A 22,192-nucleotide genomic window follows, 5' to 3' on the forward strand; every position below is an offset into this window, starting at 1 on the left:
CGGACGGGCTGGGGGGGTGGACGGACCCAACTCACCCCCCACCCTGGGTGGGCACCCCCCCCCCCCCCCCCCCCCCCCCCCCCCCACCGGCTCGTCCTGATCCTGATGCGGTCGGGCGGTCAGGACCAGGTGATCCTCTGGTAGTCGACGGTCTCGCTCTTGGTGGCGGGGCGGCCGTCCAGGGTTTTCATCCTGAAGCCGATGGGGCTGTAGTTCGCCATGTGGCGCCGCTTCCTGAAGGAGCCGGCCAGGTCGCCGCTCTTCAGCAGCTCTTGAACGATGGCAGGGTTGCCTTCCGGAGTGAGGAGTGTGATCTTCGCGTTGCCAAGGACCTCCTGATACTGGTGCTTGAGCTCGCTGCTGATGTTGACGAAAGCCGAGTAGCCGGCCCTGATGGCCCGGTCGAGGTCCTCTTCTGCCGCCGTCGAAGTGACCACGAAGGCAAGGACGCGGCCGTAGATGACATGGGAGAGGAGGACGGGAGGGTTCTCCGGGCCCATGGCGCCGGAATCGACGAGTTCGTCGAGCCGCTGTCCAGTGAAGTCGTTGTTGATGAGCGCGTTGGCAGAGGGCACGTCGCAGGAGGCGGTGTAGGCACGTTCGCGCAGGTAGACGGCCACGGCGTGGTAGCCGTCCTTGCGCCGCCGATCCACTTCCGGGACATCACCGAAGCCGAGGTAGGACGCCGACAGGCCGAGCCCGAGCGCGGTCTGGGCGCCGGTATGAAAGCCGACCGTACGGAAGACGACGTTGCTGGAGGGAGCCGGCCTGCCTTCTACCGCCGACCTTACGGCGTTCAGCACCATGCCGTGGGAGGGGGGATCGACCGTGAGCGAATTCCCGGAAGGCAGGGGATCGATGACGATCGGCAGAGGGGCCCGCTCGACGTCCTCGATCCCCGCGGGGACCAGAAGGCCCTGCTGAATCGCCGGAGCGGACTGCACGACTGATCCGGGAAAGAGCACCGACAGGTCCGGGTTGAACATGATGATCTCTTCCGGGGTCGCGGTGATGCGCCACGGCTGCACGCGACGGGTGAAGCCGCCGATCTCACTCTCCGATGCGCTGCCGACCGGTCCATCGGCATCCGGGGCCCGCGGGGCCAGCGCCTCCCACACCTCCCATTTACCGAGGTGACCGGCCAAATCCGCCTTCGCGCACGAACACATTGCGCGCCTCCGAGTGATAGGTGTGTCAGGAGCCTCAACATCCCATCGACCAGCCCCGAGGGCAGCGAAAGCCCTAAAATCTCACCGTATTGGTCGAAATCGCACCAGCTCTTCGTCGGTCTCCGGTCGCCGGCAGAGGCCATCAGCCGGCCGGACCTGGAGAGAACATGAGCATCGACGCCCTCTGAAGGGCGGGCCGGTTGTGGCCCCGGGGCACTAAAGGTTCGCCATGGGCCTATACGCCGACAGGGCCCCACCGGCTCGCCGTTCAACTGCCGCGGCTTGCCATCCGCCCAGCTCGCACCCGTGTACAGGACGTCACACAACCCCACGCAGCACCGCCCGTTCATCGACCGGGATCCGGTCCGTCCGAGTACCTCCCGCGCCGCGGCGGACAGAGCAGCAGCGGACCACCTTTCGGCAGGTTGCCAGAACAGGATCATTCGACGCCTGCAGACCCCGCTGCCGTCCCATGCGAGCCACGAAGCGAACCTGACTCGTCTCGAAGACCCGGTGGCTCACCCCGGCCGGCCCCGGTGGTATCGGCAGGACGCGGCTGGCGGACCTGCGGACCACCGGCGCCAGGCCCCCGGCTGCCGCTTGGCTGACTTCCGCCTTCAGCAATGGGCAGCGCACGCGTCAGTGCCCTCTGCCCGCTCCTCTGCCTTCTGTCGACTGCTCCGGGAGGCGTGTTCCGATGTCTACTTCCCAGGGGTGTAGTCGGGCTGGAACATTTCGTTCAGGATCCATGCTCCAAGCCGCTTCTCCGCAGCAGGTGTGGTGTGCATGGTTTCGTCGTACACGTTGATGCCATGGAGCACTGCGGGGCAGCTGACGGCGTCGCACAGCTGATCGCGGATGTTCAATACGTGCACGTTCGGATGGCTACGGGCAGCCTCCTCGAGGAGTTCGTTCATCTCCTGTGCCCAGGCGCCGGTGTAAGGGTCGTGGACGCGCGGAGAATTCATAAGGTAGACCGGGGTGTTCCGCACGGACAGAATGTTGATCGCACGCTCAAGGTTCTGGGCGAAGCGAAGCCGGTGGGCGGGTTCGGAAAGACTCTGGGCGGGAGCGCCCCAGGACGTTTTCTGCGGCATGAGGTCCCAAACCGCGACCATCAGCTCTACGGCGTCGGGGTGGTAGGTGTCCATCATCTGCGGCCATGAAGTGGGCCATTGGTTGCACGCGGGGGCCACGCCCTCGACCGGCAGCAGGATCCCGCAACCCCCGCCGCCCGCTCCGTAGACGATCGTTCCGGGTGAGACCGCCCGCATGCCGGCCTCCATGTGATAAGCCCAGGAGTCACCGACCGAGAGCACCTTCTTGCCCGCGGCGAGCGGGGTCACGGCGTCCGCCCCCAGAGGTGGCTCAGCGGGGCTCTCCGCGCGCCTTGGGCCACCGCCTGGCATGTGCGCTCCGGTAGGCGCCGTGGCCCAGGCCGCCGGCGCCGCAAGGGCTGTGCAGGCGGCCAGACATAACGATGCGAAAGTCATTCCCGTGCCGCGCGCTTTCGGCTTCATGTCGACGCTCCTGGCATATCAACGCGTATTAATGGATGCACAGATGCACATTCGTTCGAGTTGCCCTTCGTGGCCCGGGAATTTCGACCAGCCGGCGGCATGCCGGATGGAACCGTCCCAACTCGCTACCTCAAGCACTATTTGAGCATCGTAATATAGACCGGCTAAAGGTGGCCGTCATGGTAGACACGCCTTGAACCCGAATGGCCCCAACGACGCTGCTCGCCGTGACCGTCTTGAGCGGGTCCGCCCGTGCCGCTCCTTGACGGTCCGAGGCTGGAACGCCCCGCCGTTCTGCCGCCCACGCCCCCCGGTACAGCGAACTCGACGGGGCCGACGTCGGTCTCCGACGACCAGCTGAACACCCGCGATCACGCCCGGACGCCACGAGCGCACTCGTACACAGCTGGTCCGTCCGCTCTCCTCGCCCGCTGTCTGGAGCACGCCGTCGGCGGTCCGGCCCGAAATGGTGCACAGATCCGGCGTCAGGCGGTGTCGTCGGCCGCGGCCCATGGCGGCCAGGCATGGACAGGGAACTCGTCGGACGATGTCGGACGGTGTGCGACACGGCCGCCGGCCAACGCGGCGCGTTCGGTCGGTCCGATCAGGCCGGCACCCGAGCCGGGGATGGACGGCTGCGGCCCCTGCGCGGGGAGCGGGTGGCGTACTTCGACGGTCAGTTCTCCTGTCTGCTTCCGGTCACTGGGGCCACCGTCTGCATATGGGGGGCGTGCTCGCGGGCGCTGGTCAGCCCTTCCCGGACGATCCGAGACGCGGTGCGCCCCACACCCGCGGGGAACATCGGCCTTGGACGGCCTCACCTCATCGACCGGCGTCACTTGCATGCCCACGCGCCGCGACTCCTCCACCGGCGGGGCAGACCCGCCGGGCTCGGCTGCGGGCGGCCGCCACAGGGTGCCTCTCCCTCGGCGCGCTTCTCACGGGCGATCTCCGGCCCGCTCCGGCCGCCGCACCCGCTCCGCCCATGGTCTCGACGACAGCCGCTCACCACGAACGTCACGGTGTGCAGGCGAGCCGTCGACGTCGCCCCCTTCGAATGGGCGTCGCGTAAAGAGGGCCGAACGCGACCGGGGCTGGCGCACGCGCCGTTTGTTCGGCATGTGTGTTGGCGTCATTTTCAATGATTCAATCCGTCTATAGCACGAGGGCGGCGCTGGTGGAGGCGGCATCGGGAGCGTGGCCGTTGGCGCGGTTATTCGCGTTGGGCCGAATGGTGCGGACAATTTTCTGACAGGTGGCGCGACGGTCCGCTGTGGTCAGCGGGTCACTTCGAAGTGAAAGTCGTGTTTCGGCTGACCATGCATGGGAAGATTTCGAAACTGAAGATCCTGGGATGATGGCATGAAGCTGAACAGATTGAAACCGAGAGCCGCGCTGACGACTTCAGGACTGGCCCTTTGTTCGGTACTTGCGCCCATTGCTTCGGCTGTGCCGGCAGAAGTTCACTGGCTAAGCGCGGGCGCGAGTGCGGAGCACATCGCGATCCGCGACGAACCCCCCATGGGCACGGACCGCGCGACCCCGCTAGCCGCGGGAAAGAAGGTGCTCACGGTCGGGGATTCCTGGTCGGAACATATGGCGTCCGGCATGCGGGCAGCCTCGCCTGGGACGGTCGTCTATATGAAGGGCTGTGGCGGCTGCGGGATCCGGTTCACGGCTGACAATTATGGTTCCATCGGCAACCAATGGCCCACCCTGTGGCCGCAGTTGATGGACAAGTATCGTCCTGATGCCGTGCTCCTGATGGTCGCGCAATGGGATTCGCAGCGCCGGAAGGTCACCTGGGACGCTCCGCCTCGGGACCTGGCCGACCCCGATCAGCGAGAGCGCTTCGCACAAAACCTTGACCGCGCTGTCGAGATTCTCTCCGCACGTAATACGCCTGTTTATGTCATGAACGCCGTACCTTTCGACGTATCGGCGCGGGTGGCGAACGATGTGATCGAGAACGCCGCCCGCAACCATGTGGATGTGCATTTGCTGAACCTTCGCGATCAGCTGTGCAATGCCGACGCCTGCCCATCCCGAATTCATGGAATCACGGTGTACGACCAGACCAGGCACACCAGTCCGGAAGTGGATAAGCGGCTCGGCGCTTGGATCCTCAATCAGATGTTCCAGACCGGTAGCGTCGTTTGATAAATGCTCTCAAGATCTACGACAACCGTCACCTGAGGCGATGGCTCCGGCTACGCCACATCACGCCATGGCCCGCCGCAAGGGAGTTGACACATCACAGAAGCCGGGGCGTCACCGCCGGCCCAGCGAGCGCACCATGGCCCGGCTCGCAGGACGTCGCCGTCTCCCCCGTCGCTACGAGCGGCAAGCTGTCCCTCTTTGCCTCACCGCGCTCGGACGCCCCGCGGGCCCACGATGAGCGGCGACGGGCCGCAGGAGAACGCCACACCGCCGCGCTCAAGAACCTCTTCACATGCTCCTCGGCCGCCTCTACCACTGCCTCCGGAACCGCACGCAGTACGAGCCGGCTCGGGCGTTCACAACACCGCCGGAACTCGCCGTATGAAGCCGTATGGACGCCGGACTTGATCACCAACGGCGTGAGATGTCTTCGAGCCGCTCTTGCCGCGGTCGGTGTCGGATGTGGTCCGGTCACAATGGCCCGCTGTGACTGCCCGGCTGCTCACGGAGTCGACGGCGCGTCGAGGTCAGCCGGCTCGCCCGGCTGCGGATTTCGCGGTAGCTGGGTCCATGGACACCTGACGTGGCCACCAACGCGATCACTGGCAGGACCTCTCGGCCACCGTGCCGACGCCGGCCACTGCCCGGCGGGGGCCCGGAGCCGGCGGCGCCACCCACTCGGCATCCGGACAGCGTGCCACAAGGTCACATCAAATGAAGTGCCGCGTAAGTCTTCGCGGTGGCCCTAATGCTTCCTGGTCCGGGGTGCGGCACAGTGGGCACGAGAGGTCGATCCGCATTTTGAGGCCTTGCTCGAACGGGTAGGCCGGTCGCCGTGGCGAGCGCAACCAGCCTTGGGCTTCGCCTGGTGCACGACCCGAGGGAGCGCCACAGCCTTGGTCGATGACGCAATATTGGTACTGGCCGTTGAAACGTTGTTGGAGGGGTCCGGGTCGGATTCCTTGCCATTGACGGAGACGGAGTCGGTGAACCTCGCACCCCCGGTACCGGCAACACCAGTAACGGTGAAAGTAGTGCTGTCACCCTTGGCCAGCGGGCTGCCATGGCACACGAGTGTCCTGCCCTTGATAGAGCAATCCGGGCTGCTGGCCCGGGGGTTCACCAGCCCCCTTGGGAGGGAGGAATCCTTGACGACCCATCCCGAAGACTTTTCCGGCCCGTAATTTGCCACCACGATCCTGTATTCAAGCGGCTCACCCTGCCGTACAAGGGCAGGCCCTCGCTCTGCGATGGCCAGGTCAACCGGTGCGCAGGCCGGGGAGCCCGCGGAAGGCTCGGCTACCCGTTGCGGACCATCACAGGAGGTCTCTGCCGCTACGGCCTGCGGGACTCCCCACAGAACCACGGAACCTACCGCCATACCAGCGGCCGTAAGAACGGCTGCCGCCATACGCCCCGGGAGAGTCAACAACTGCTTGCTCACGCTCAATCGCTCCTTGGAAGAGGGAGATCCCTTCCCGGTAAGAAGGGTTTCGCCTATAAGACCTCCACACATCGCCTGCATGACGCGTGGGCCGCTCCCGATCGACTACTTGGACACCGTCGGGCAGTCACCGTGGATCTGCCCAGCAGGTCTTGGCCGGAGTTGACCGTTCCGGCAATTCCCTGACACCAGCGGTCGGCGCATGGTCACGCTGGGCGGCCACTCCACCGCAGCGTCAATACGCGGCGCGGGCCTGAGCACCGAGAGAGCCAAGCCGCCTGTGGACGCTTCCGCGCATCAACGAACCGGCCGAAGCGACGACGGGCCTTTCGCGGACACATCCGGTTCCGGACTCCCGACGTGTGCCCGGAGTCCGGACTGACGCGTCGACGGGCTGGGCCGCTGGACCTCGGGGCCTGCAGGCGGGCGTGGACAGTCGGCCGGCGCTGCAGCCCCCCGCAGCGCATCTGGAACCGTGCCCTTCGCTGAAGGCCGATTGGGCCGACGGCGCGATCCGCGTGACAGCCAACGAGAAGGGACGGGATCCGGTGAGCCCTTTCCCTGCTCGGTCCGATCTGGCCGGCTGCAGGGTGAGGGCGGCCTGGACGAGGCTTGTGACGCGAGTGGTCGAGCCGGCCCCAGCAGGCGGTTCGCACAGTGCCCGTGGCGCCCGGGTATCCCTTGCCTGCCCTGCGGTTGACACCGGCTTCGGTGAGAGCATCGACGGTGCCGTTCTCGAGGGCCGCCCATACGTCGTGGACGGCCCCGGCCATGGCTGGTGGCGCCCACAGCAGACGGCCCTTGGGGTCGGCAAGGACCGGATGTTCATGCCGTTCTTCTTGTGTTTGCCGGAGCAGAAGGGCCGGGCTGCGGCCGTGGGTTCGAAAGCCCCATGGGAGACAGCAGCAATGACACAGCAGCAGCATCTAGGCCTCGCGCTCGCCGAGGAGCTCGACCGCATCAGCGATGTAATGCGCCGTTACCTGCGGGAAGACGTCAGACAGCCTCGCTGTGCTCGCTCCGGCACTCCGGCCTGAGCGTGCACATGGGAGTAACTTTGTGCGCCCGGTCGAATCCATCAAGGAGAAAAGACATGGCCACCAAGGCTGAGAAGATCGTTGCCGCGCTCGGCGGGATCGCGAACATCGAAGAGGTGGAGGCCTGTATCACTCGTCTGAGAGCCGAGGTCCACGACGCGAGCAAGATCGACGAGGCCGCCCTGAAGTCCGCCGGAGCCCATGGTGTCGTAAACGTGGGTGTCTGTGTCCAGGTCATCATCGGTTCCGAAGCGAATCCAGTCGCCAAGGAGATCGAAGAGATGTTGTGATCTTCGTCTTCCAATCTGTACCCATGGCTGAGGCCGCCTTCGCGGTGTCTGTCGGACTCGGCCCCGTCTGCCAACCGCGGCCGCCTACTTGACCAAGACGGCGAAGTCCCCAGCGACGGAACACCGTCCGTCCCGGGGTGAAAGCCGACCGTCTGCCCGCTGACCGCGCACCAGGTGCGGACGGTCCAGCGCGCCACGGGTTCGTCCGAACCCCGTCGGGGATTTCATGTTGGTGCTCGTGGCGTCATACTTGCCTGTCTTGGACTCTATACATGCGGATGGGGTGTTACGCATGGCGCTCTGTCCCTTTCCGGGAATCGGTCGGTCGGGATTGCTGAGGCCCGGCCGACCGATTCAGAGTCCACGTGTTCGGTTTGCTTGGTGACCGAGCCACCACTGGATGAGCGGCCATGGGGCTCCCCTCAGGTGGTGTAAGGCCGCGAGCACGCCGGTACATCTGCCGCCGCAAGAGCCTTTCCCGGGACGTTCGTCGGGCAAGTCCGGGCTCGCCGCAGCAGCCAGGCCAACACGGTCTTCGCCGACTCCGAACGCCTCGTCGCCGCACCCCGCCATGGCCGGCGCCGGCTCCGGTACCGCGGCGATCGCATCGACGGACGCCTCGCCGAAACAGGACTGAACCCGACGGCACCGTACCTACAACCTTCGTCACGCCTATGTCGAATTTCAGTCGCTTCGGTCACTGCCGAGGCGCGGGTGCGGCACAGACGCGCCGACTGGGCGACCAAAGGCCGCTTGGCTGACGTCGGAGCAGATCGGGGCCGACCGCTGTCGCGCGCGAACGAGTTCGGCCGCTGGGCGCTGCTGCTCTCCTGATGGCACGCGGGTTCGTGGGTGTCCGCGTTGCTGCTCAGGCGGTGCCTGCGGGCTGCGGCGTGTCACGTTCTGGACAGCCGCTGTGCCTCGTCGGGCTCTTCGAAGGCAGCCAGAGGCGGAAAGCCCACCGGAGACAATTCCAGGTTGACTCGTCAGTAGCGCTTTTAATAACCCGCGAGTAACTATTCCGGTGACAGTCCGAATTGCTCAGTTTGCGTTGGGCTGGTGTAGGCAAGATCACATACCTCGAATTTGCTGCACATCGGGCAGTCGACGTGAGGCGGACGACGGATCGTCAGAATCGCCTGGCCCAAGATGATTTGATGGACGGTCAGTAAAGTAGGACGTTTGTTGCACAGCTCAATGAGGGCTTAGGGCATGGGTATTGGTGCCGAGGTCGCCTCTCCGCTCTGACAAGATGTTTACGCCTCACCGACCGCGGTGCGTCGTTGCGTGTCCAGGCCACCACCCCTGCGCCAGCGCGCCGCAGTCGGTCCCGTCCTCTTGAAAGGAAAATGGTGCATAGGGTTCGATTATCCAAAAGAGTGAAAGCGCTCATAGCCGCCTTCACGGCTACGCTCGGCGTGGCCCTTGGCCTGGCCATCGGCACCCAAGCCCAGGCCGCAGTCACCGGTACCCTTTACGGCGGGCAGGGTGGCTACACCCTCATCAATCAGCGTTCCCAGCCTTCAACTTCCTCCACCGTAGTCGGCCGCTCACGCGTGGGTGACCAACTTGCGATGACCTGCCGGACCACTGGCACCAGGGTCGAGAACGACTCCCGATGGGTGCGCTCAGGTTCGTACTACATTGCCGACGCCTTCATCGCCGAGAACACCAACAGTCTCCCCACCTGTAGCGGCGATCCTGATCCGGGTGACTCCACGACCCCAGGCACCCCCGCGACTTCGGACGCCTCCGCGACCCCAGGCATCCAAACGACCGGTCAGAAGACCGTCGATATCAAGATGCAGAAACAGGTTCAGACCCAGTGGTGCTGGGACGCGTCAGGCCTGACCATCGCCAAATACTGGGGATTCACTGGCTATGACCAGCAAGCCTTCTGCCAACTCGCCGCGAGTGGCCGCTGGGTGAACTGCAACAACCAGCCCGCCACGCTCGAAGACATGGCCAACGGACTCGCCAAGATGGGAATTGCCGACAGCGGCGAAAGTATCAGCCGTGCCTCCTTTTCCCAAACCACTGACCAAATCAAGGCCGGCCATCCGTTCGCCGTCCGGATCGGTTGGCTCAGCGGCGGCGGCCACATGAATGTCATTTACGGCTACGACAGCACGAGCCGCATGATCGCAGTGGGTGACCCATGGCCCGACACGCAGACGTACACGTGGTGGGCCTACGACAAATACGCGAGCAATAACCAGTTCGAGTGGACCAACTCGCGTATCAACATTCACAACTAAAGGAGGACGACTGACCATGCACATCAAGCGACGTTTCCTGCATGCGCCCGCTTGGGGTGGCGTCCTCGCCGCGGCAGCGGTCACCGCGATGGCCATCACCCCGGCGCACGCCGCCGACGACAGCGGCGACATCACCGGCTATCGGTCCGCCCAGAGGGTGCTCCAGACCGAAAGGGTCAAAGAGACCGTCTCGCGTTTCCTGGTCGCGGCCAAATCGGGAAGGAACACCGGCGCCGACGGCGGTACGCAGGGCGGCGGTGGGTCCGCGGACGATACCGCAGCGGCAGACGCACCCCAGTTCGACCTTCAGTCCCTGGTGCCGATCTACGAGGTCAGCCCCGACTTCGTCCTGGGCAAGGTCAAAGGTGCCCTTCAGGAGGGACTGCGGCTCTCCTTCCTCGCGTCCCGGGTCACCGCCTCGGACGGTCAGAGAGCCTCTGTGCTGCTCTCTCCGAAGGGCCGGACCGAAAATGTCGGCGGCGGAGCCGTTGGCAGCGACGGCTGGCAACTTTCCGGTATCCGTGATGGAGACAAAGAGGTCACCCTTGCTGAAAGCGGTGGTGCCCCACACGCACGCACCTTCAGCGAGCCGCAGATCAACGCTTGGTACCGGCTCACGGACAAGGGACTGGTCGAACCACTCAACAAGGCGGCTCGGACCGGCCTCGGAGGCAATGACCGTCTCCCGCTCGCTGCCTACCAGAAGCTGGTGAACAAGCGTTACGGGGACAAATTGCCGGGCTCCGAGTACGACCGCAAGGGACTGGCCGGCGGATACGCGAGCCTCACCGCGACGGGGGAGAACCCCCAGCCCACGGCGGTCGACCCCTCACCGCGCTCCAATGACCACTGGCAGCTGGCCGCTCTTCCTGCGGCCGCCGGTCTGATGGCGGTGGGCGGCGCCATGTACATACGCCGACGCAGGGCGGTCACCGAGCACTGACACGGCTTTGGTTGCCGGTCCCCGGGGGACCGGCAACCGGCCATGGAACGAAGCCGGCCGTGGCGGCCGCACCACCACGCCCGGGGCCGACAGATCACTGGCCGCGACACCCCACCTCAGATCGAGGTCGGGGTGGCCGAACACCTGGCGTTTCGCCCTCTTCAGCCGATGGACGTCGCCTTCGACGGCGCCTGAACTGTGCGGTCATGATCGGACTACTGCATCGTGGCCCACAGCGGTCGCACACCTACAACCACCACCGCGGACACACCGCACACATGCCGCCTGGGCAGAGCCGGGGGGAAGTCCACGGGAGCTTGCCGGCCGGGGCGGTGAGGACCTGCGGTGCGCTCCCTCAGGGCGTGCTGCCGCAGAAGTGGCCCGGATCAGAGGGCTGTGTCATCGAGGGACTGCTGTGGGTGAGGTGCGTGCCGGGAGGCGACCGGATGCTCGAGGCGAGGTGCGGGTGACCTACTTCATGAAAGAAGGGCCCAGATCCTGCGTAACACGGCGAGTGGTTGCCGGGTCCTAAAGGCAGTACAGGCCTCTTGTCGGCCGAGTTAGTTCAAGGAAACAGGGCCCAGCGTTGTGCTGGGCCCAGGGAACTTTTCATGGGGCCGCGGCGGTCGCCGAGTTCCTGCATAGTGGAGGATGACATGTCGGGACAGCACAAGAAGGTTCGCCAGACGTCGACCGTTGTGGCGAGCCGGTATGCGGCGATCGCTCTTTCTGTGGGTGCCGTGATCGGAATCGGCGCGGCCGGCGCGGCGCCCGCTCTGGCGGCTGAGGCGCAGCCCACTGCCACTCCTGCGGGCGCTACCGCTGCCGCTCCCACGGGCACTGCCCCTGCCGCTCCGGCGGGCGCTGCTGCTGGCTCGGATGCAACGCATCCGAGCGGGCATCAGTTTGCCGGAGAGCATGGCGAGTGGCGCACGGACCACGACGACGACGGCTGGGGCCGGCTGTGGCATTCCCTGCCTGAGCACGAGCACGGGCACGGGCATGACGGTGACGGCAAGCCTGAACCGGGCGGCTCGGGTACGGCCACACCGCAGCCGGGTGGTACGGGAGCCGTGGGTGGTTGGCATCCGGTGAAGGACGTCTCTGCTGCCAGCATTCGGCGCCTCGCCGCGTGGGCGGTGAAGGAGGAGAACCGCAAGCAGCATCTGTCGGGTGATGCCGCGTACCACGTGGTGACGGTGCAGAGCGCTGAGACGCAGGTCGTGGACGGGAAGAACTATCGCCTTCGGATTCAGGTGGACCACCCGAGCGCGCAGGTAGTCGAAGCCGTCATTCATGTCATGCCCTGGGAGAACGTCCACACCCTGACGTCCTTCACGCCGCAGCCGGGTGGTCCGGGCTATGTGGGTGGCTGGCACGCGGTGAAGGATGTGTCTGACCCCGATATTCAGGCACTCGCGGCGTGGGCGGTGGCTGAGGCGAACAAGAAACAGCATCTGTCGGGTGATGCCGCCTATCACGTGATGTCGGTGCAGAGCGCTGAGACGCAAGTTGTGGCAGGGAGGAATTATCGTCTGAAGATCCAGGTTGACCGCCCGACTGCGGAGCTGATGGAGGCGGTTGTTTATGAGCGGCCGTGGGAGCACGTCCGCACGTTGACGTCGTTCGCGCCTACGACGCCGGAACCCGGGATCGATCCGGGGGCAGGTACAGTTATGGTCTTGCCGAAGCCGGTGGACAAGGTGCCGCTGAAGCCGTTCGGAGTGGGGCCGGTTGTTGGGCATCCGGTGAAGGGCATGAACCCCGGTGTCGATCCCGGGGCACAGCCGGTAGCCGTGAGCCTGGCGTCTGTGAAGTCTGCCTGACACACCCTCCTTGAGGACGGGTGCGCCCGGTGCGGCGTTGTCCCACCCGCACCGGGCGGGCATCGTGGCGGGTGCCCTTCGCGTGGCCTGGAAGCCGGTGGCGTGCAGGTCGATGACGGTGGCGAGGCGGTGCCTGTCCGCGCCAATCCCGATCGGTGATGTCCCCGAACCAGCGGACATGGGGAGCCTGGGCGGTGAATTCACGCCGGACCACATCCGGGGCGACCGGTGGTTTGCCTTGTCCCGTGAGTGATCGGTCGAACACCTCACGCAGGCAGTGGTGAGCTGCTCACGGCGTTCGTCGGGTGACCTGCGCGATCGGCTTGTCTGCCTCCCGGACAATCCTGACCGCCCACGGGCCGGGACCCCACGTCGTACCTCTTGCGTGTCCCGGTCATCGAACATCCTCATAGCCGGCATCTCCGCACCACGAGGGGAGGTACGGAAGGACCCCGCCGGGACGCTGCATGACCCATCACATTCTTGCCTGGGCATGCCCCCGCCGGCGGCGATCGGGTTCGAGACCCATCGCCCCCGGCAGGGAGAGTGAGCTGCTTTCACTGACGCGTTGGCCGGCAACGGGTCCGCCTTGTGTGGCACTTGGCCAAGAGACATATGCTGCGTCCTGTCCGCCCTTGCTGTGCCTGCGTAGACGCTCACCATCATGGGGCGGACCCCTTTCTCCCACGCGTGCGTCAAAGTACGACCGTGCCCAGCCCAGCCTCTCCAGCTGTTCTGCGCGGCCGGTGTCCATGTCCTCGCGCGCAAGCAATCAGCCGGGCAGGGCAGCGGACGGAAGGTCGGCCCGTTTCCTACCTTCCGTCAGGGCTGACGTGCCCTCAACCTGGACATCTCGGGGGAGCCGCGTCATCAGGCCTTCGGAACGCGGGCACAAGCCCATGTCGACAGTCGAGGAGACAGCGCCCATGCCACGTCGTCACACACTTCAGCGCTCGCTCGTCGCACTCGCGTTCGCTGCCGCAGTGGTGCCGGTGTCAGGGGCACTCGCCGCGGCGGCGACCCCGCCGATCCACCTTTACGACCTGGCCAAGCACGATGCCGCCGAGCCGCGCACCTTCCTGGTTACTCAGCACGATGGGCTGAGCGGACTGCGCTGGTTTCACTGGGGCGCATGGACAGCGACCGGCCGAGGCACCATGGAGATCAACACCTGCCAGCCGAACTGCGCGACAGGGCGCATGCGCACACTGCCGGACGCCAAGCTCCAGGTACGTGGTGTGCGTGTCGACCAGGGACGGCGTTACTACAGGCAGTACCGGATCATCGACCGGGCCTTCACGTCCCAAGAGCGCGATGCCTATTCTCGCTGGACCAAAGCCTACATCCCCAGTGACTTCGGCGCCCTTGCTCGCGGATGAGATGAGCCAGACTCAGTCGACTGAGACACCTGGTGCTCTGATGTCAGCTGCGCGGCATGAGCGTCGACCGTGCCGCCCCACGCGCACATGCCTCTCAGGCGCCACCCCGCAAGCCATCGCCGCCGCCGCGGTAGTAGCCGGCGCGCGGTGATGTCGGTCTGTGGCATGCCGGGATGAGCGGCCAGGTCGTGCAGGGCCACGGCTGGCCCAACCTGGTGTGTCGGAGGACAGGGACGAGGTGCCGTTCGAGGAGGCGGATGATGTCACCCTTCCGGGCGGTTTTTTTGGGGTGCTGTCCGGGCGTGAGGCAGGGCTGAGAGCTGCCCGACTTGCGAGCGGCCCGCGAGAGGGCCACTGGCCATGTGACGGAAAACCGCGGGCCTGTGCGGGGGGTCCCGCGCGGCGAGTGCTTGTCCGAGTGAAAACGAATTTCCCTCGGGCGACCACGGCCAAGGCGGCAGGCCGGGCCACAGGGACGCTCGACATCGAGGGCGGCCCTGGTGCAGGATCCTTCCATCGCCCTCGGCGGGGGTTGGACTTCTCCCGCAGGTATTCCCAACATCCGTCGAGGGCCGACGAGTTGCACCGAGTTGTGTGTCACCGCTGCGGGCGCCGGCCGTTGTCAACTGGTCATCGATGTGTCTTCCATGATCGGGAGTCGCACCGAACGATTCAGTCGCCGCCCGGACGGCAACCCTGACACCACGGCAGGCCGGACACCTGGGAGCGCCGTTCGCTTCATCAGGCCGGCCCTTCGCCATACACCCGGGGGACACCGTGAAACTCGTCTATCTGCTGCTGACGGTTCTTCTTGCCAGCCTGGCCAGCAGCGAAATCATGAGTGCGATCGTCGAACGCGACACCACTTCCCTTGTCGAAGACCTCGCCGTCAGCGTACTCCTCGGCTGGGCAGCCATCGTCGCTTGGAAGAGCGCCAGACGCTGACAGTGGGCCTGAGACGAGGGCTCTGGCGAAGTTGCGCAGAATGGCCGTGAACTCCGGTCCTTGACCGGCGCGGATCCGGGAGCTGTTTCGTCCCAGGGTATGCCGCGGCCAACGTAGCGGACCACGTGACAACCCGGTGGATCACGTAGATCTTGTCCCGGCGTGCCAGCGCCCGCGCCCCCGTGCGATGTCCTTGGAGCTCAGCTCGTCGCACCTCATCCGCGCCCAGTTCCCGGACTACGCCTCGTTGCTCGGCGACGAGCTTGACCTGTCGCTGTCTGGCATGGGGCCCAGCCCCCGGCAGGACCGCTGCCGGCTCGGCCTCGCCGTCGACGGTGGCCTCCTTGCTGTGTCGCGCGGGACTGACCGATCGTCTACCCGTGAAGCCCAACGTGCGACGGGCGGACCTCGGGCTGGAAGGCCGCTGGTGCCTTCGCCGCTGCCGCTTTCGACACACCCTGTTCCGGACCAGACAGCTGGTGACGCCGACGATCTGGATCACGCGGAGGTTCCCCACGGCATGCTCAGCTGGTAGCCGTCGTGGTCGAGGTGATCTGGTCGGTGAGTCCACCGTCGACAGGCGTATGCCACAGCTGCGGTAGCGGCCATCGCCCCCCACGCGCAGTGAAGCGCATCCGTTCGCAGGGACACCCGTAAGGGGGCGGGGTGTGCTCAGTAGTAGTCGTCGCGGGTGATGAGCGCGTATGCCTCCGCGAGGTCCCTCAAGTTCGCGATGCGTTGATCGCGGCCGACCGCTGCTTCCTGCGTGTCCTCGACGGCCTTGGCGATGGCGTTGAGTAGAGCGATGGCAGCGATTCGGTCCGCGTCGGTGCGTAGCTGTCCGTTACGGGATGGCTGTGACCAGGCACTCATGTGATCCCCTTCTTCAGCGGAGAGACAGATACGTCAGATACGCGTGCTAGATGGGGAAGGTTCCCTTCATCCGCTCAATGGGTGTTGGGGCTACCTGCACTGTTGTCGGCGTGCGGGTGAGCATCCCCGGCGTCACGCTCGGGCTATGAACGTCTATTCAGGTCCCGTTGAGGTCCTCGCCAACGGTCAGTGGCACACCGCCCGCGCAGACCTCAGTGGAACGCTCACCAGAGACCAGATCCGCACGCTCCGCGGCCGCAACGTCGCGGACGGACTGGAGGACTGGGGCGGCTACATCACGGTGGAGGACGACCACATCGCCCGTGAGATCTACAACGACGACAGCCGCAAGCTGCGATTACCGAACGGGCAGGAACGAGGCTTCCTGGCGGGCTACCCGTGGAACCCTATGAACATCGCGGGTAAAGGCACCATCCCGTTCGCCTGATCCCGGTTGGCGACGCGTGAATCGTGGTTCCGGGTCACTTTTGGTGCCACAGCCACGGAGGGTCACCAGCTACGCGATCACGAACGGTCGTGACCGACGACCTGCTCCAGGTTTTCACAGCAGGCCGAAGTTGGCGTGGCCGAACACCTGGCGCTTGATCAAGCACTCCCAGGACGTGGTCTGGCAAAAGGGGCGGCGACGCATGAGGAGCGGCTGCACCTGGACTCCGCACCCGGCGGATCCCTGGAGCACGGTGTGCGGCGAGCAACGATCCGTGGGCGCGCACGGCGTTCGGGACATCGATCCCCTCGCCGATGCCGTCGGAGCAGGGGAAAACGGTGGATGACGGATCGTCTGGACGTCTGAAGGCCTGCGCACGATCGAACGAGTTCGCTCCAGACGCTCTCTGCCGCTTCAACGACTGCGGCCCGCGAGCACCTGGTGTTCGCGGGAGCCGCATTGTGGAGGTCAGAAGATTGCTGGGCAGGGTGCCGCGGCCTTGAGCGCGCGGTGCCTGCCGGCGCACCGGTTCACGACGGGCCGATGTACAGATGGAGCCGGGTCTCGTTGATGAGGCTGCGCCATCTATAGCACCAATGAACGCGTCACGTCACCATGACCCCTTGCCGCTGCCGGTGCTCGCGCCGGTGCCAGCGCCGGCGTCAGTGGTGGTGCCCGTCCGGGTCCCGGTCCCGGTGCCGGTGTTGGTCGTGGTGTTGGTGGCGCTGGTGTCGGTGGTGGTGCCGGTCCCCGTTGCGGGGGTGATGCCCGTGCCCATGCCGGTGTTGGTCGTGGTGTTGGTGGCGCCGGTGTCGGTGGTGGTCCCGATCCCGGTCCCCGTGACGGGGGTGGTGCTGGTCCCCGTTGCGGGGGTGGTGCCCGTACTCGTCCCGGTCGTGGTGCTGGTGGCGCCGGTCCCCGTGCCGGTGCCGATCGGGGTGCCAGTGTCGGTGGTGCCCGTCCCGGTGCCGGCGTCTGTGGTGGCGCCCTTGCCCTTGCCGGTGGTGCCGCTGCCCTTGCCGGTATTACCAGCGTGGGTCGTGCAAGACCGTGCTGTGGCCAGGACAGCACTGCAGTGAGGGCTGGGAGAGATGAGGGGCGCCAAAGCGTCATTCGCGTGTACGAGGGCAGGGGCGATCTTGGCGGCGGACGACACGGGGCCCGGTTCTGCCGCTGCGCCTTGCGCGGCTCCCAGCAGTCCGAGCGCCCCTCCCGCAGCGACGCCAACTGTGAACATGACGGCCATCAGGCGGCGCGAGAGGTCCCTATTCATATGCCTTACCTTCCAATCAGATCAGGAAAAGCCTGTCCATCCCGGAAAGGGGATGCGTATATAGACCCGACACCTTTCGCCCAATGATGGCCGCCTCGACCAAGCGGGTGAAAGTGAATTCTTCTACTGCATATGGTTGTCCAGATTCTTTCGGATCGGACACAAGAAGACCCACTTCAGGCAATCGACAGCTTTCCGTAGCCGGCCATCCGTAGGCGAGGTGTCGACGCCTTCACCTGGGCTGATGACGTGGGAAAACTCCAGGGAAGTTCCCCTCACGGTTAGATCTTCGGTCTTTTCGGACAATCAACCGAACGGCCATATCACGCTGATATCTGTTGTTGCGACCACTGGTTGAACGTTTTCGACGGCGTCCACCACTCCGATGCGAGAAGAATATGTCCATAATCCGCGCGGGCCTCGATGAGGCGGATGCTTTCTGTTGCATTTGTGCCTTGTTGGTGAATTTCCTGTGGCGAATTCCATGTGCCTTGGTTTTCCGGTGAAGGTATTAATTAATTCCTAATTTCTCCTCCTCGGGTTGCAAGGGCGCTTGGCGGCGGGGGCCCCTCGCGCGGCCGGTCGCGCAGTGGGACCCAGGCGACGTTGACGCGGCGGCGGGCGACGGCGAGCACGGCTTGGATCGGGTGCTTGCCCTCCCTTGGCGTGGTCCGCTTGCGGAGAGCTGGCGCGAGGGGCGCCGGACGCTGATCAACACCGGGGGCGCAGAAGACGCATTGGAGGGCGCGGTTGCATCGCTGCGGCGCCGCAGGTGCCGCTGCTGTTCTCAGAATCGTGGGGGCACGGGGTGACGCCGCCATGGCAGGCGAGGGCGGTCAGTGGTGCCGAAGGCGATCGAGGGTCCGGCGGTGGCCGGCCCCGGCACGGGGTAGCACCGCCGCGAGACCGCAGCGCGTGTCTGGGTGAAGAAGCCTCGGTCGACAATAGCGAGCGTGACGGTCGTCTGACAGGCGACCCGTGGTCGGTGGTCCCGGTCTCCTGCATCCGGTCGATGTGGCCGACCCGTACGTTCAGGAAGTCGCGCGGTTGGCAGTCGACACGGCCAACCGGCAACAGCACCTCGGTTCAGGGGTGGGTGGGGCGGTGCTGGCTCTGGCCGAGCCGGGCGTAATCTGCTGCCCGGCCGTCAGGTACTGCTGGATCAGCGGTGGAAGGCCAGAGGCGTTCTGTTGATGGTCCCTTGCGTTTGCTTGTTCAGCGGCAGGGCTGATGCTCGTGTGTGGCGATGGTGTCAATGGCGTCGCGTCTACTGGAGATTCCCCGATTGCTGCCGGGCTGATTGCGGTGGAGGGGAACAGGCGCTGTTCGAGGGCGTCCAGCGCCAACAACATGAAAAGCATTATTATCGGGAGGAGTAGGGCTATCACGATCAGAACGCCTCCCCGCGGAGCGGTGTTCACATGCCGACGGAAGCAGCCCGGTTCGCGTTCAGCGTGGCGCCGACTGGGGGGTCTCGTACATCCCGCGCCGGCCCTGTGTAGGCCGATCGGGTGACGGGTTGTTCCGGGGCTGGTACGCAAGTGACTGACGGGCTCTCGGAGCAGCGGCCGGGTCCAATGCGGCCGTCCACAAGGGGGAGGGGACCGTGGTGACGCTGCCACGAGAGTGCGGGACTGTCCGTTCAGCGGCCGCAGGCCGGGGTCCGGTCAGCGGCGTTCCGTTATACCCGCCTAGTGGGCCCTTTAACAGGGTATGCACAGGTTCAGGATGTCTGGAGAGAGGTGGCGGGGATGCAGGCCAGTGTGGGCGACGGGCTCCTTGTCCTCGGCAGGACTGTGGGCCGGAGCGACCGTAGAGGAGAGATCATCGAAGTACTCGGCGAGGATGGGGCGCCTCCCTACCGTGTGCGTTTCGACGACGGGCACGAAACCATCATGACGCCCGGCCCGGACGCCCTCGTCCGGCCCCTATCCGCCAGGGAATAGGCGGAACCCTGGCGATGGAGGCGGCCCTTGCGCAGCTCTCGGTGTGTGGCGGCCTGTCAGATGCACACGGAGCCGGCACAGGGCGTGTATGGCGGCATTCAACACGCTGACACTGGTTGCAACCGCCGTGCCCCGACTGCCGGCAGGCCGCCGACATCATTGAGTTGCTCGCGGTGACATCCGATCCGGCCGGCTGTTGACGCCGACAGTTGTCCTTGCCGCACCGTTGTGCAGCGTCCCACGAGTCGACGGCAGTGCCTCACATCGCATGGCACGTCGACTGCTGCGCCGTGGCAGTGACTGTAGCGACTGGAGATCCGGGTTAAGCGAGCGTGCAGGAGGAGACTCGTGCGACTGACGTGCACGTGTCTCTGCGTCACTCAATCCCAACGCCACACGAAATCGAACCCCTCGATGTGCACGCCATCATCTTTGCCCGAGTGCCCAGTAGGTGACCAGCTTTCCCCGTGTGGAGGCTCCGTGGTTCTTCATTCGGACGGTTTACCCGGTGGCTCAAGGACTCAGCAACAAGGAAGCGTGGCCAGGGGGCAGGGATGGCTTGGGCGGCACATGTGCAACCACAAGTGCACCATCCCCTTTCGTCGTGACGCGCCTTCTGTGCCTGACGGTCGAGCCGTCGCCCCGTTGTGCAGTCGGCCTCCCCGACGCTCAGGAGCAAGGTGCCACCGACCAGTAGCTCCAGCAGACCGCAGCCGAAGCGCTCATGGAGCTTTGACCCACCATCGCTTCGAGAATCCAGGACGGGTTGCCTGATCAGGGCGGCGTATGTGAGCGCTCAGCAGGGACGAATGAGGCTCAGCGCGGCACACGTCGCAACGGGGACCGGCCGCCACGGCCGCGCGGCATTCGGCACCCGCCGCGCACACTCTCAGTTGAAGGCCACCGCAGGCGAGTTGTCCGACGCAACGCCTGATGTCGCCGTAGGCCGTACAGCTGTAACGACGGCCGAGAAGGCCGACCTTCAGATCCAGGTGCGCGTCACGGGGCCCACTCCAGTGGAACTAGCTGTGAAGCTTAAAGTTCCAACTACGTCAAAATGCACAGACCTTGGTCACTGCGGTCGGGACGTATCCTTCCGTCGCAACCGACATTGACACGGGCTGACCAACGTGCTTCTCGACCACGGCTGATCTTGCGACGAACACCCGCATGCGCGGCGACGCAAAACACATAATGTAGTCCGCGAACGAGCAAGTCGTCTCGGGCGGCTCCCTCGCCGCCTGAGACTTGGGAGCGGCATACATCGGCCCTCGTGCTACTGGTCGGGTGCCTCGGTCTCGCCGTGAACCGTCACAGTCTCCGACAGCCGGGCCGATGATTGTTGTCCCGGTTGGTGCTGGTGTGTTTTCCGTGCGCCGCTTTGCTTGCTCCGTAGAGTTAAACGCATGGCATCCACAAACTCGATCGACTGTGAGACCTCCGTGCGTCGACGCTTGCTCCTCTTGGCCGCCCTCCCTGGTGGCTTGGCCGTGGTCGCTGGATGCGGAAACAACAAGCCTTACTCCGCTACGGAATCGGGCAGGGAGGGCGCGGGCGCGTCGTCGTCGGCACCTATCACTTCCGCCGCGCCGGCGCGAAGGATCGTGGCAGGTCCGCTGCCGGCTATCACCGCGGGCACACGGCTGGGCGAGAAACCGACGGTCGCCAAAGGCACGGGTGAGCCATCGAAGAATCTTGCAGTCAAGACCGTCATCGCCGGTGGAGGTCGCATCGTCGCGGAGAACGACTACATCCAGGCAAACTACCTGGGTCAGATGTGGGACACCGGCAGAGTCTTCGACAACTCCTACGACCGCAAGACCCCACTGTTCATCCGGCTTGCCCAGGGCTCCACCATCGAAGGCTGGCACCATGCCCTTATCGGCAAGAAGGCCGGTAGCCGGATTGAATTCTCGGTCCCGCCAGCTTCGGGCTACGGTGCACAGGGAAACCCTCAGGCCGGCATCAAAGGCACCGACACTCTGGTCTTCGTCGTCGACCTCGAGGCCACCTTCAACTCCAAGAGTTCCGCACTCGGAAAAACCGTTGCGCAGAGCAACGCCGGGCTTCCCAGGGTCGGCACGAACACCGACGGCAGGGCCCCGTCCATCGCTGTCTCGAAGGCGACGGCACCGAAGAACCTCGTGGCGAACTACGTCATTGAGGGCGACGGCCCCGAGGTCAAGGCGAACGGCACCGTGCTGGTGCAGTACAAGGGCGTGCTGTGGGACACGGGCAAGGAGTTTGACTCCACGTACAACAGAGGCGCGCTGGCGTCGTTCTCCCTGCAACAGGTCGTCAAGGGCTGGGCTCTGGGGCTGACCGGCAAGAAGGTCGGCAGTCGAGTCCTCATCGTCGTTCCCCCGGGCCTGGGCTACGACACCAATCCGCCGGCGGGCAGCCTCATCAAGAAGGATTCCACGCTGGTCTTCAGCGTGGACATCCTGGCAGCAGCCTGACGCCCCGCTGCCAGGCGGGCTCCCGCCCGGCTCGCCAGGGCCAGGCCGGTCTGCGTCAACCTCCCACACAGCAGCGGCGTGGAGCGACTGTGTGGGGTGGTCGGTCCCGCGACCTGGTTCTGCGAATTCCAGACGGGGTTCTCGCAGCTGAAACGGCGCACGCATAAATCGATCACGACACCGAGACCGCCCGTGGTGCGTCACACAGCCCGCCTGTGTACC

At 65.5% G+C, this 22,192-nt stretch carries 15 protein-coding genes and 1 pseudogene; 10 read left to right on the forward strand and 6 right to left on the reverse strand.

The features are described 5' to 3' along the window. Positions 1-119: 119 nt before the first annotated feature. Both ACZ7HQ_RS42495 and ACZ7HQ_RS42500 read right to left on the reverse strand, forming a co-directional pair. Positions 120-1,145: a hypothetical protein gene (locus ACZ7HQ_RS42495; RefSeq protein ID WP_471002199.1), complete on the reverse strand. Its 1,026-nt coding sequence runs from the start codon at positions 1,143-1,145 to the stop codon at positions 120-122. A 725-nt stretch (positions 1,146-1,870) separates the two neighbouring features. Then, positions 1,871-2,515 carry a DUF459 domain-containing protein gene (locus tag ACZ7HQ_RS42500; RefSeq protein WP_471002202.1) on the reverse strand — a complete coding sequence of 215 codons (645 nt, stop codon included), beginning with the start codon at positions 2,513-2,515 and terminating at the stop codon, positions 1,871-1,873. 1,536 nt (positions 2,516-4,051) lie between these two features. Here ACZ7HQ_RS42500 and ACZ7HQ_RS42505 point away from each other — a divergent pair. Beyond that, the gene (locus tag ACZ7HQ_RS42505; protein ID WP_471002205.1) at positions 4,052-4,849 is read left to right on the forward strand and encodes an SGNH hydrolase domain-containing protein; all 798 of its coding nucleotides are present in this window, start codon (positions 4,052-4,054) and stop codon (positions 4,847-4,849) included. A 745-nt stretch (positions 4,850-5,594) separates the two neighbouring features. Here the strand turns inward: ACZ7HQ_RS42505 and ACZ7HQ_RS42510 are convergent. After that, a complete protein-coding gene (locus tag ACZ7HQ_RS42510) occupies positions 5,595-6,374 on the reverse strand; it encodes a DUF11 domain-containing protein (protein WP_471002208.1) in 780 nt (259 codons plus the stop codon). Positions 6,375-6,919: 545 nt separating this feature from the next. Further along, positions 6,920-7,167 (reverse strand): annotated as a pseudogene (locus ACZ7HQ_RS42515) (IS5/IS1182 family transposase); the annotation flags it as partial. A 219-nt stretch (positions 7,168-7,386) separates the two neighbouring features. On the opposite strand from ACZ7HQ_RS42515, the gene ACZ7HQ_RS42520 reads away from it, so the two are divergent. From ACZ7HQ_RS42520 to ACZ7HQ_RS42545, 6 genes are all read left to right on the forward strand, one after another. Further along, on the forward strand, positions 7,387-7,620 hold the full coding sequence (locus ACZ7HQ_RS42520) for a PTS sugar transporter subunit IIB (protein WP_471002210.1): 234 nt from the start codon (positions 7,387-7,389) through the stop codon (positions 7,618-7,620). A 1,379-nt stretch (positions 7,621-8,999) separates the two neighbouring features. Next, positions 9,000-9,878: a papain-like cysteine protease family protein gene (locus tag ACZ7HQ_RS42525; protein ID WP_471002213.1), complete on the forward strand. Its 879-nt coding sequence runs from the start codon at positions 9,000-9,002 to the stop codon at positions 9,876-9,878. A gap of 16 nt (positions 9,879-9,894) precedes the next feature. Next, positions 9,895-10,821 (forward strand): hypothetical protein, encoded by a 927-nt coding sequence (locus ACZ7HQ_RS42530; protein ID WP_471002216.1) that lies wholly within the window; start codon positions 9,895-9,897, stop codon positions 10,819-10,821. Between the two features lie 656 nt (positions 10,822-11,477). Next, complete coding sequence (locus ACZ7HQ_RS42535) at positions 11,478-12,647, forward strand: cystatin domain-containing protein (protein WP_471002219.1); 1,170 nt, start codon at positions 11,478-11,480, stop codon at positions 12,645-12,647. 926 nt (positions 12,648-13,573) lie between these two features. Continuing rightward, on the forward strand, positions 13,574-14,026 hold the full coding sequence (locus ACZ7HQ_RS42540) for a hypothetical protein (RefSeq protein ID WP_471002221.1): 453 nt from the start codon (positions 13,574-13,576) through the stop codon (positions 14,024-14,026). A gap of 777 nt (positions 14,027-14,803) precedes the next feature. Further along, a complete protein-coding gene (locus ACZ7HQ_RS42545) occupies positions 14,804-14,971 on the forward strand; it encodes a hypothetical protein (RefSeq protein ID WP_471002223.1) in 168 nt (55 codons plus the stop codon). 672 nt (positions 14,972-15,643) lie between these two features. Here ACZ7HQ_RS42545 and ACZ7HQ_RS42550 read toward each other — a convergent pair. After that, complete coding sequence (locus ACZ7HQ_RS42550) at positions 15,644-15,844, reverse strand: hypothetical protein (RefSeq protein WP_471002226.1); 201 nt, start codon at positions 15,842-15,844, stop codon at positions 15,644-15,646. 145 nt (positions 15,845-15,989) lie between these two features. Here ACZ7HQ_RS42550 and ACZ7HQ_RS42555 point away from each other — a divergent pair, with 145 nt between their 5' ends. After that, positions 15,990-16,292 carry a hypothetical protein gene (locus tag ACZ7HQ_RS42555; RefSeq protein WP_471002229.1) on the forward strand — a complete coding sequence of 101 codons (303 nt, stop codon included), beginning with the start codon at positions 15,990-15,992 and terminating at the stop codon, positions 16,290-16,292. Positions 16,293-16,902: 610 nt separating this feature from the next. Here ACZ7HQ_RS42555 and ACZ7HQ_RS42560 read toward each other — a convergent pair. After that, positions 16,903-17,448 (reverse strand): hypothetical protein, encoded by a 546-nt coding sequence (locus tag ACZ7HQ_RS42560; RefSeq protein WP_471002231.1) that lies wholly within the window; start codon positions 17,446-17,448, stop codon positions 16,903-16,905. Positions 17,449-19,316: 1,868 nt separating this feature from the next. Here ACZ7HQ_RS42560 and ACZ7HQ_RS42565 point away from each other — a divergent pair. Both ACZ7HQ_RS42565 and ACZ7HQ_RS42570 read left to right on the forward strand, forming a co-directional pair. Continuing rightward, the gene (locus ACZ7HQ_RS42565) at positions 19,317-19,511 is read left to right on the forward strand and encodes a DUF1918 domain-containing protein (RefSeq protein ID WP_471002234.1); all 195 of its coding nucleotides are present in this window, start codon (positions 19,317-19,319) and stop codon (positions 19,509-19,511) included. A gap of 1,406 nt (positions 19,512-20,917) precedes the next feature. Continuing rightward, a complete protein-coding gene (locus ACZ7HQ_RS42570) occupies positions 20,918-21,970 on the forward strand; it encodes an FKBP-type peptidyl-prolyl cis-trans isomerase (RefSeq protein ID WP_471002237.1) in 1,053 nt (350 codons plus the stop codon). Positions 21,971-22,192 lie beyond the last annotated feature (222 nt).

It is taken from the genome of Streptomyces sp. NPDC037290 (assembly GCF_055603245.1).

Bases quoted from the DNA above. Each gene is read 5' to 3' on its own strand.
- ACZ7HQ_RS42505 (WP_471002205.1), top strand. From the start codon at position 4,052: ATGAAGCTGAACAGATTGAAACCGAGAGCCGCGCTGACGACTTCAGGA.
- ACZ7HQ_RS42510 (WP_471002208.1), bottom strand. From the start codon at position 6,374: ATGCAGGCGATGTGTGGAGGTCTTATAGGCGAAACCCTTCTTACCGGG.
- ACZ7HQ_RS42520 (WP_471002210.1), top strand. From the start codon at position 7,387: ATGGCCACCAAGGCTGAGAAGATCGTTGCCGCGCTCGGCGGGATCGCG.
- ACZ7HQ_RS42530 (WP_471002216.1), top strand. From the start codon at position 9,895: ATGCACATCAAGCGACGTTTCCTGCATGCGCCCGCTTGGGGTGGCGTC.
- ACZ7HQ_RS42535 (WP_471002219.1), top strand. From the start codon at position 11,478: ATGTCGGGACAGCACAAGAAGGTTCGCCAGACGTCGACCGTTGTGGCG.
- ACZ7HQ_RS42540 (WP_471002221.1), top strand. From the start codon at position 13,574: ATGCCACGTCGTCACACACTTCAGCGCTCGCTCGTCGCACTCGCGTTC.
- ACZ7HQ_RS42550 (WP_471002226.1), bottom strand. From the start codon at position 15,844: ATGAGTGCCTGGTCACAGCCATCCCGTAACGGACAGCTACGCACCGAC.
- ACZ7HQ_RS42555 (WP_471002229.1), top strand. From the start codon at position 15,990: ATGAACGTCTATTCAGGTCCCGTTGAGGTCCTCGCCAACGGTCAGTGG.
- ACZ7HQ_RS42565 (WP_471002234.1), top strand. From the start codon at position 19,317: ATGCAGGCCAGTGTGGGCGACGGGCTCCTTGTCCTCGGCAGGACTGTG.
- ACZ7HQ_RS42570 (WP_471002237.1), top strand. From the start codon at position 20,918: ATGGCATCCACAAACTCGATCGACTGTGAGACCTCCGTGCGTCGACGC.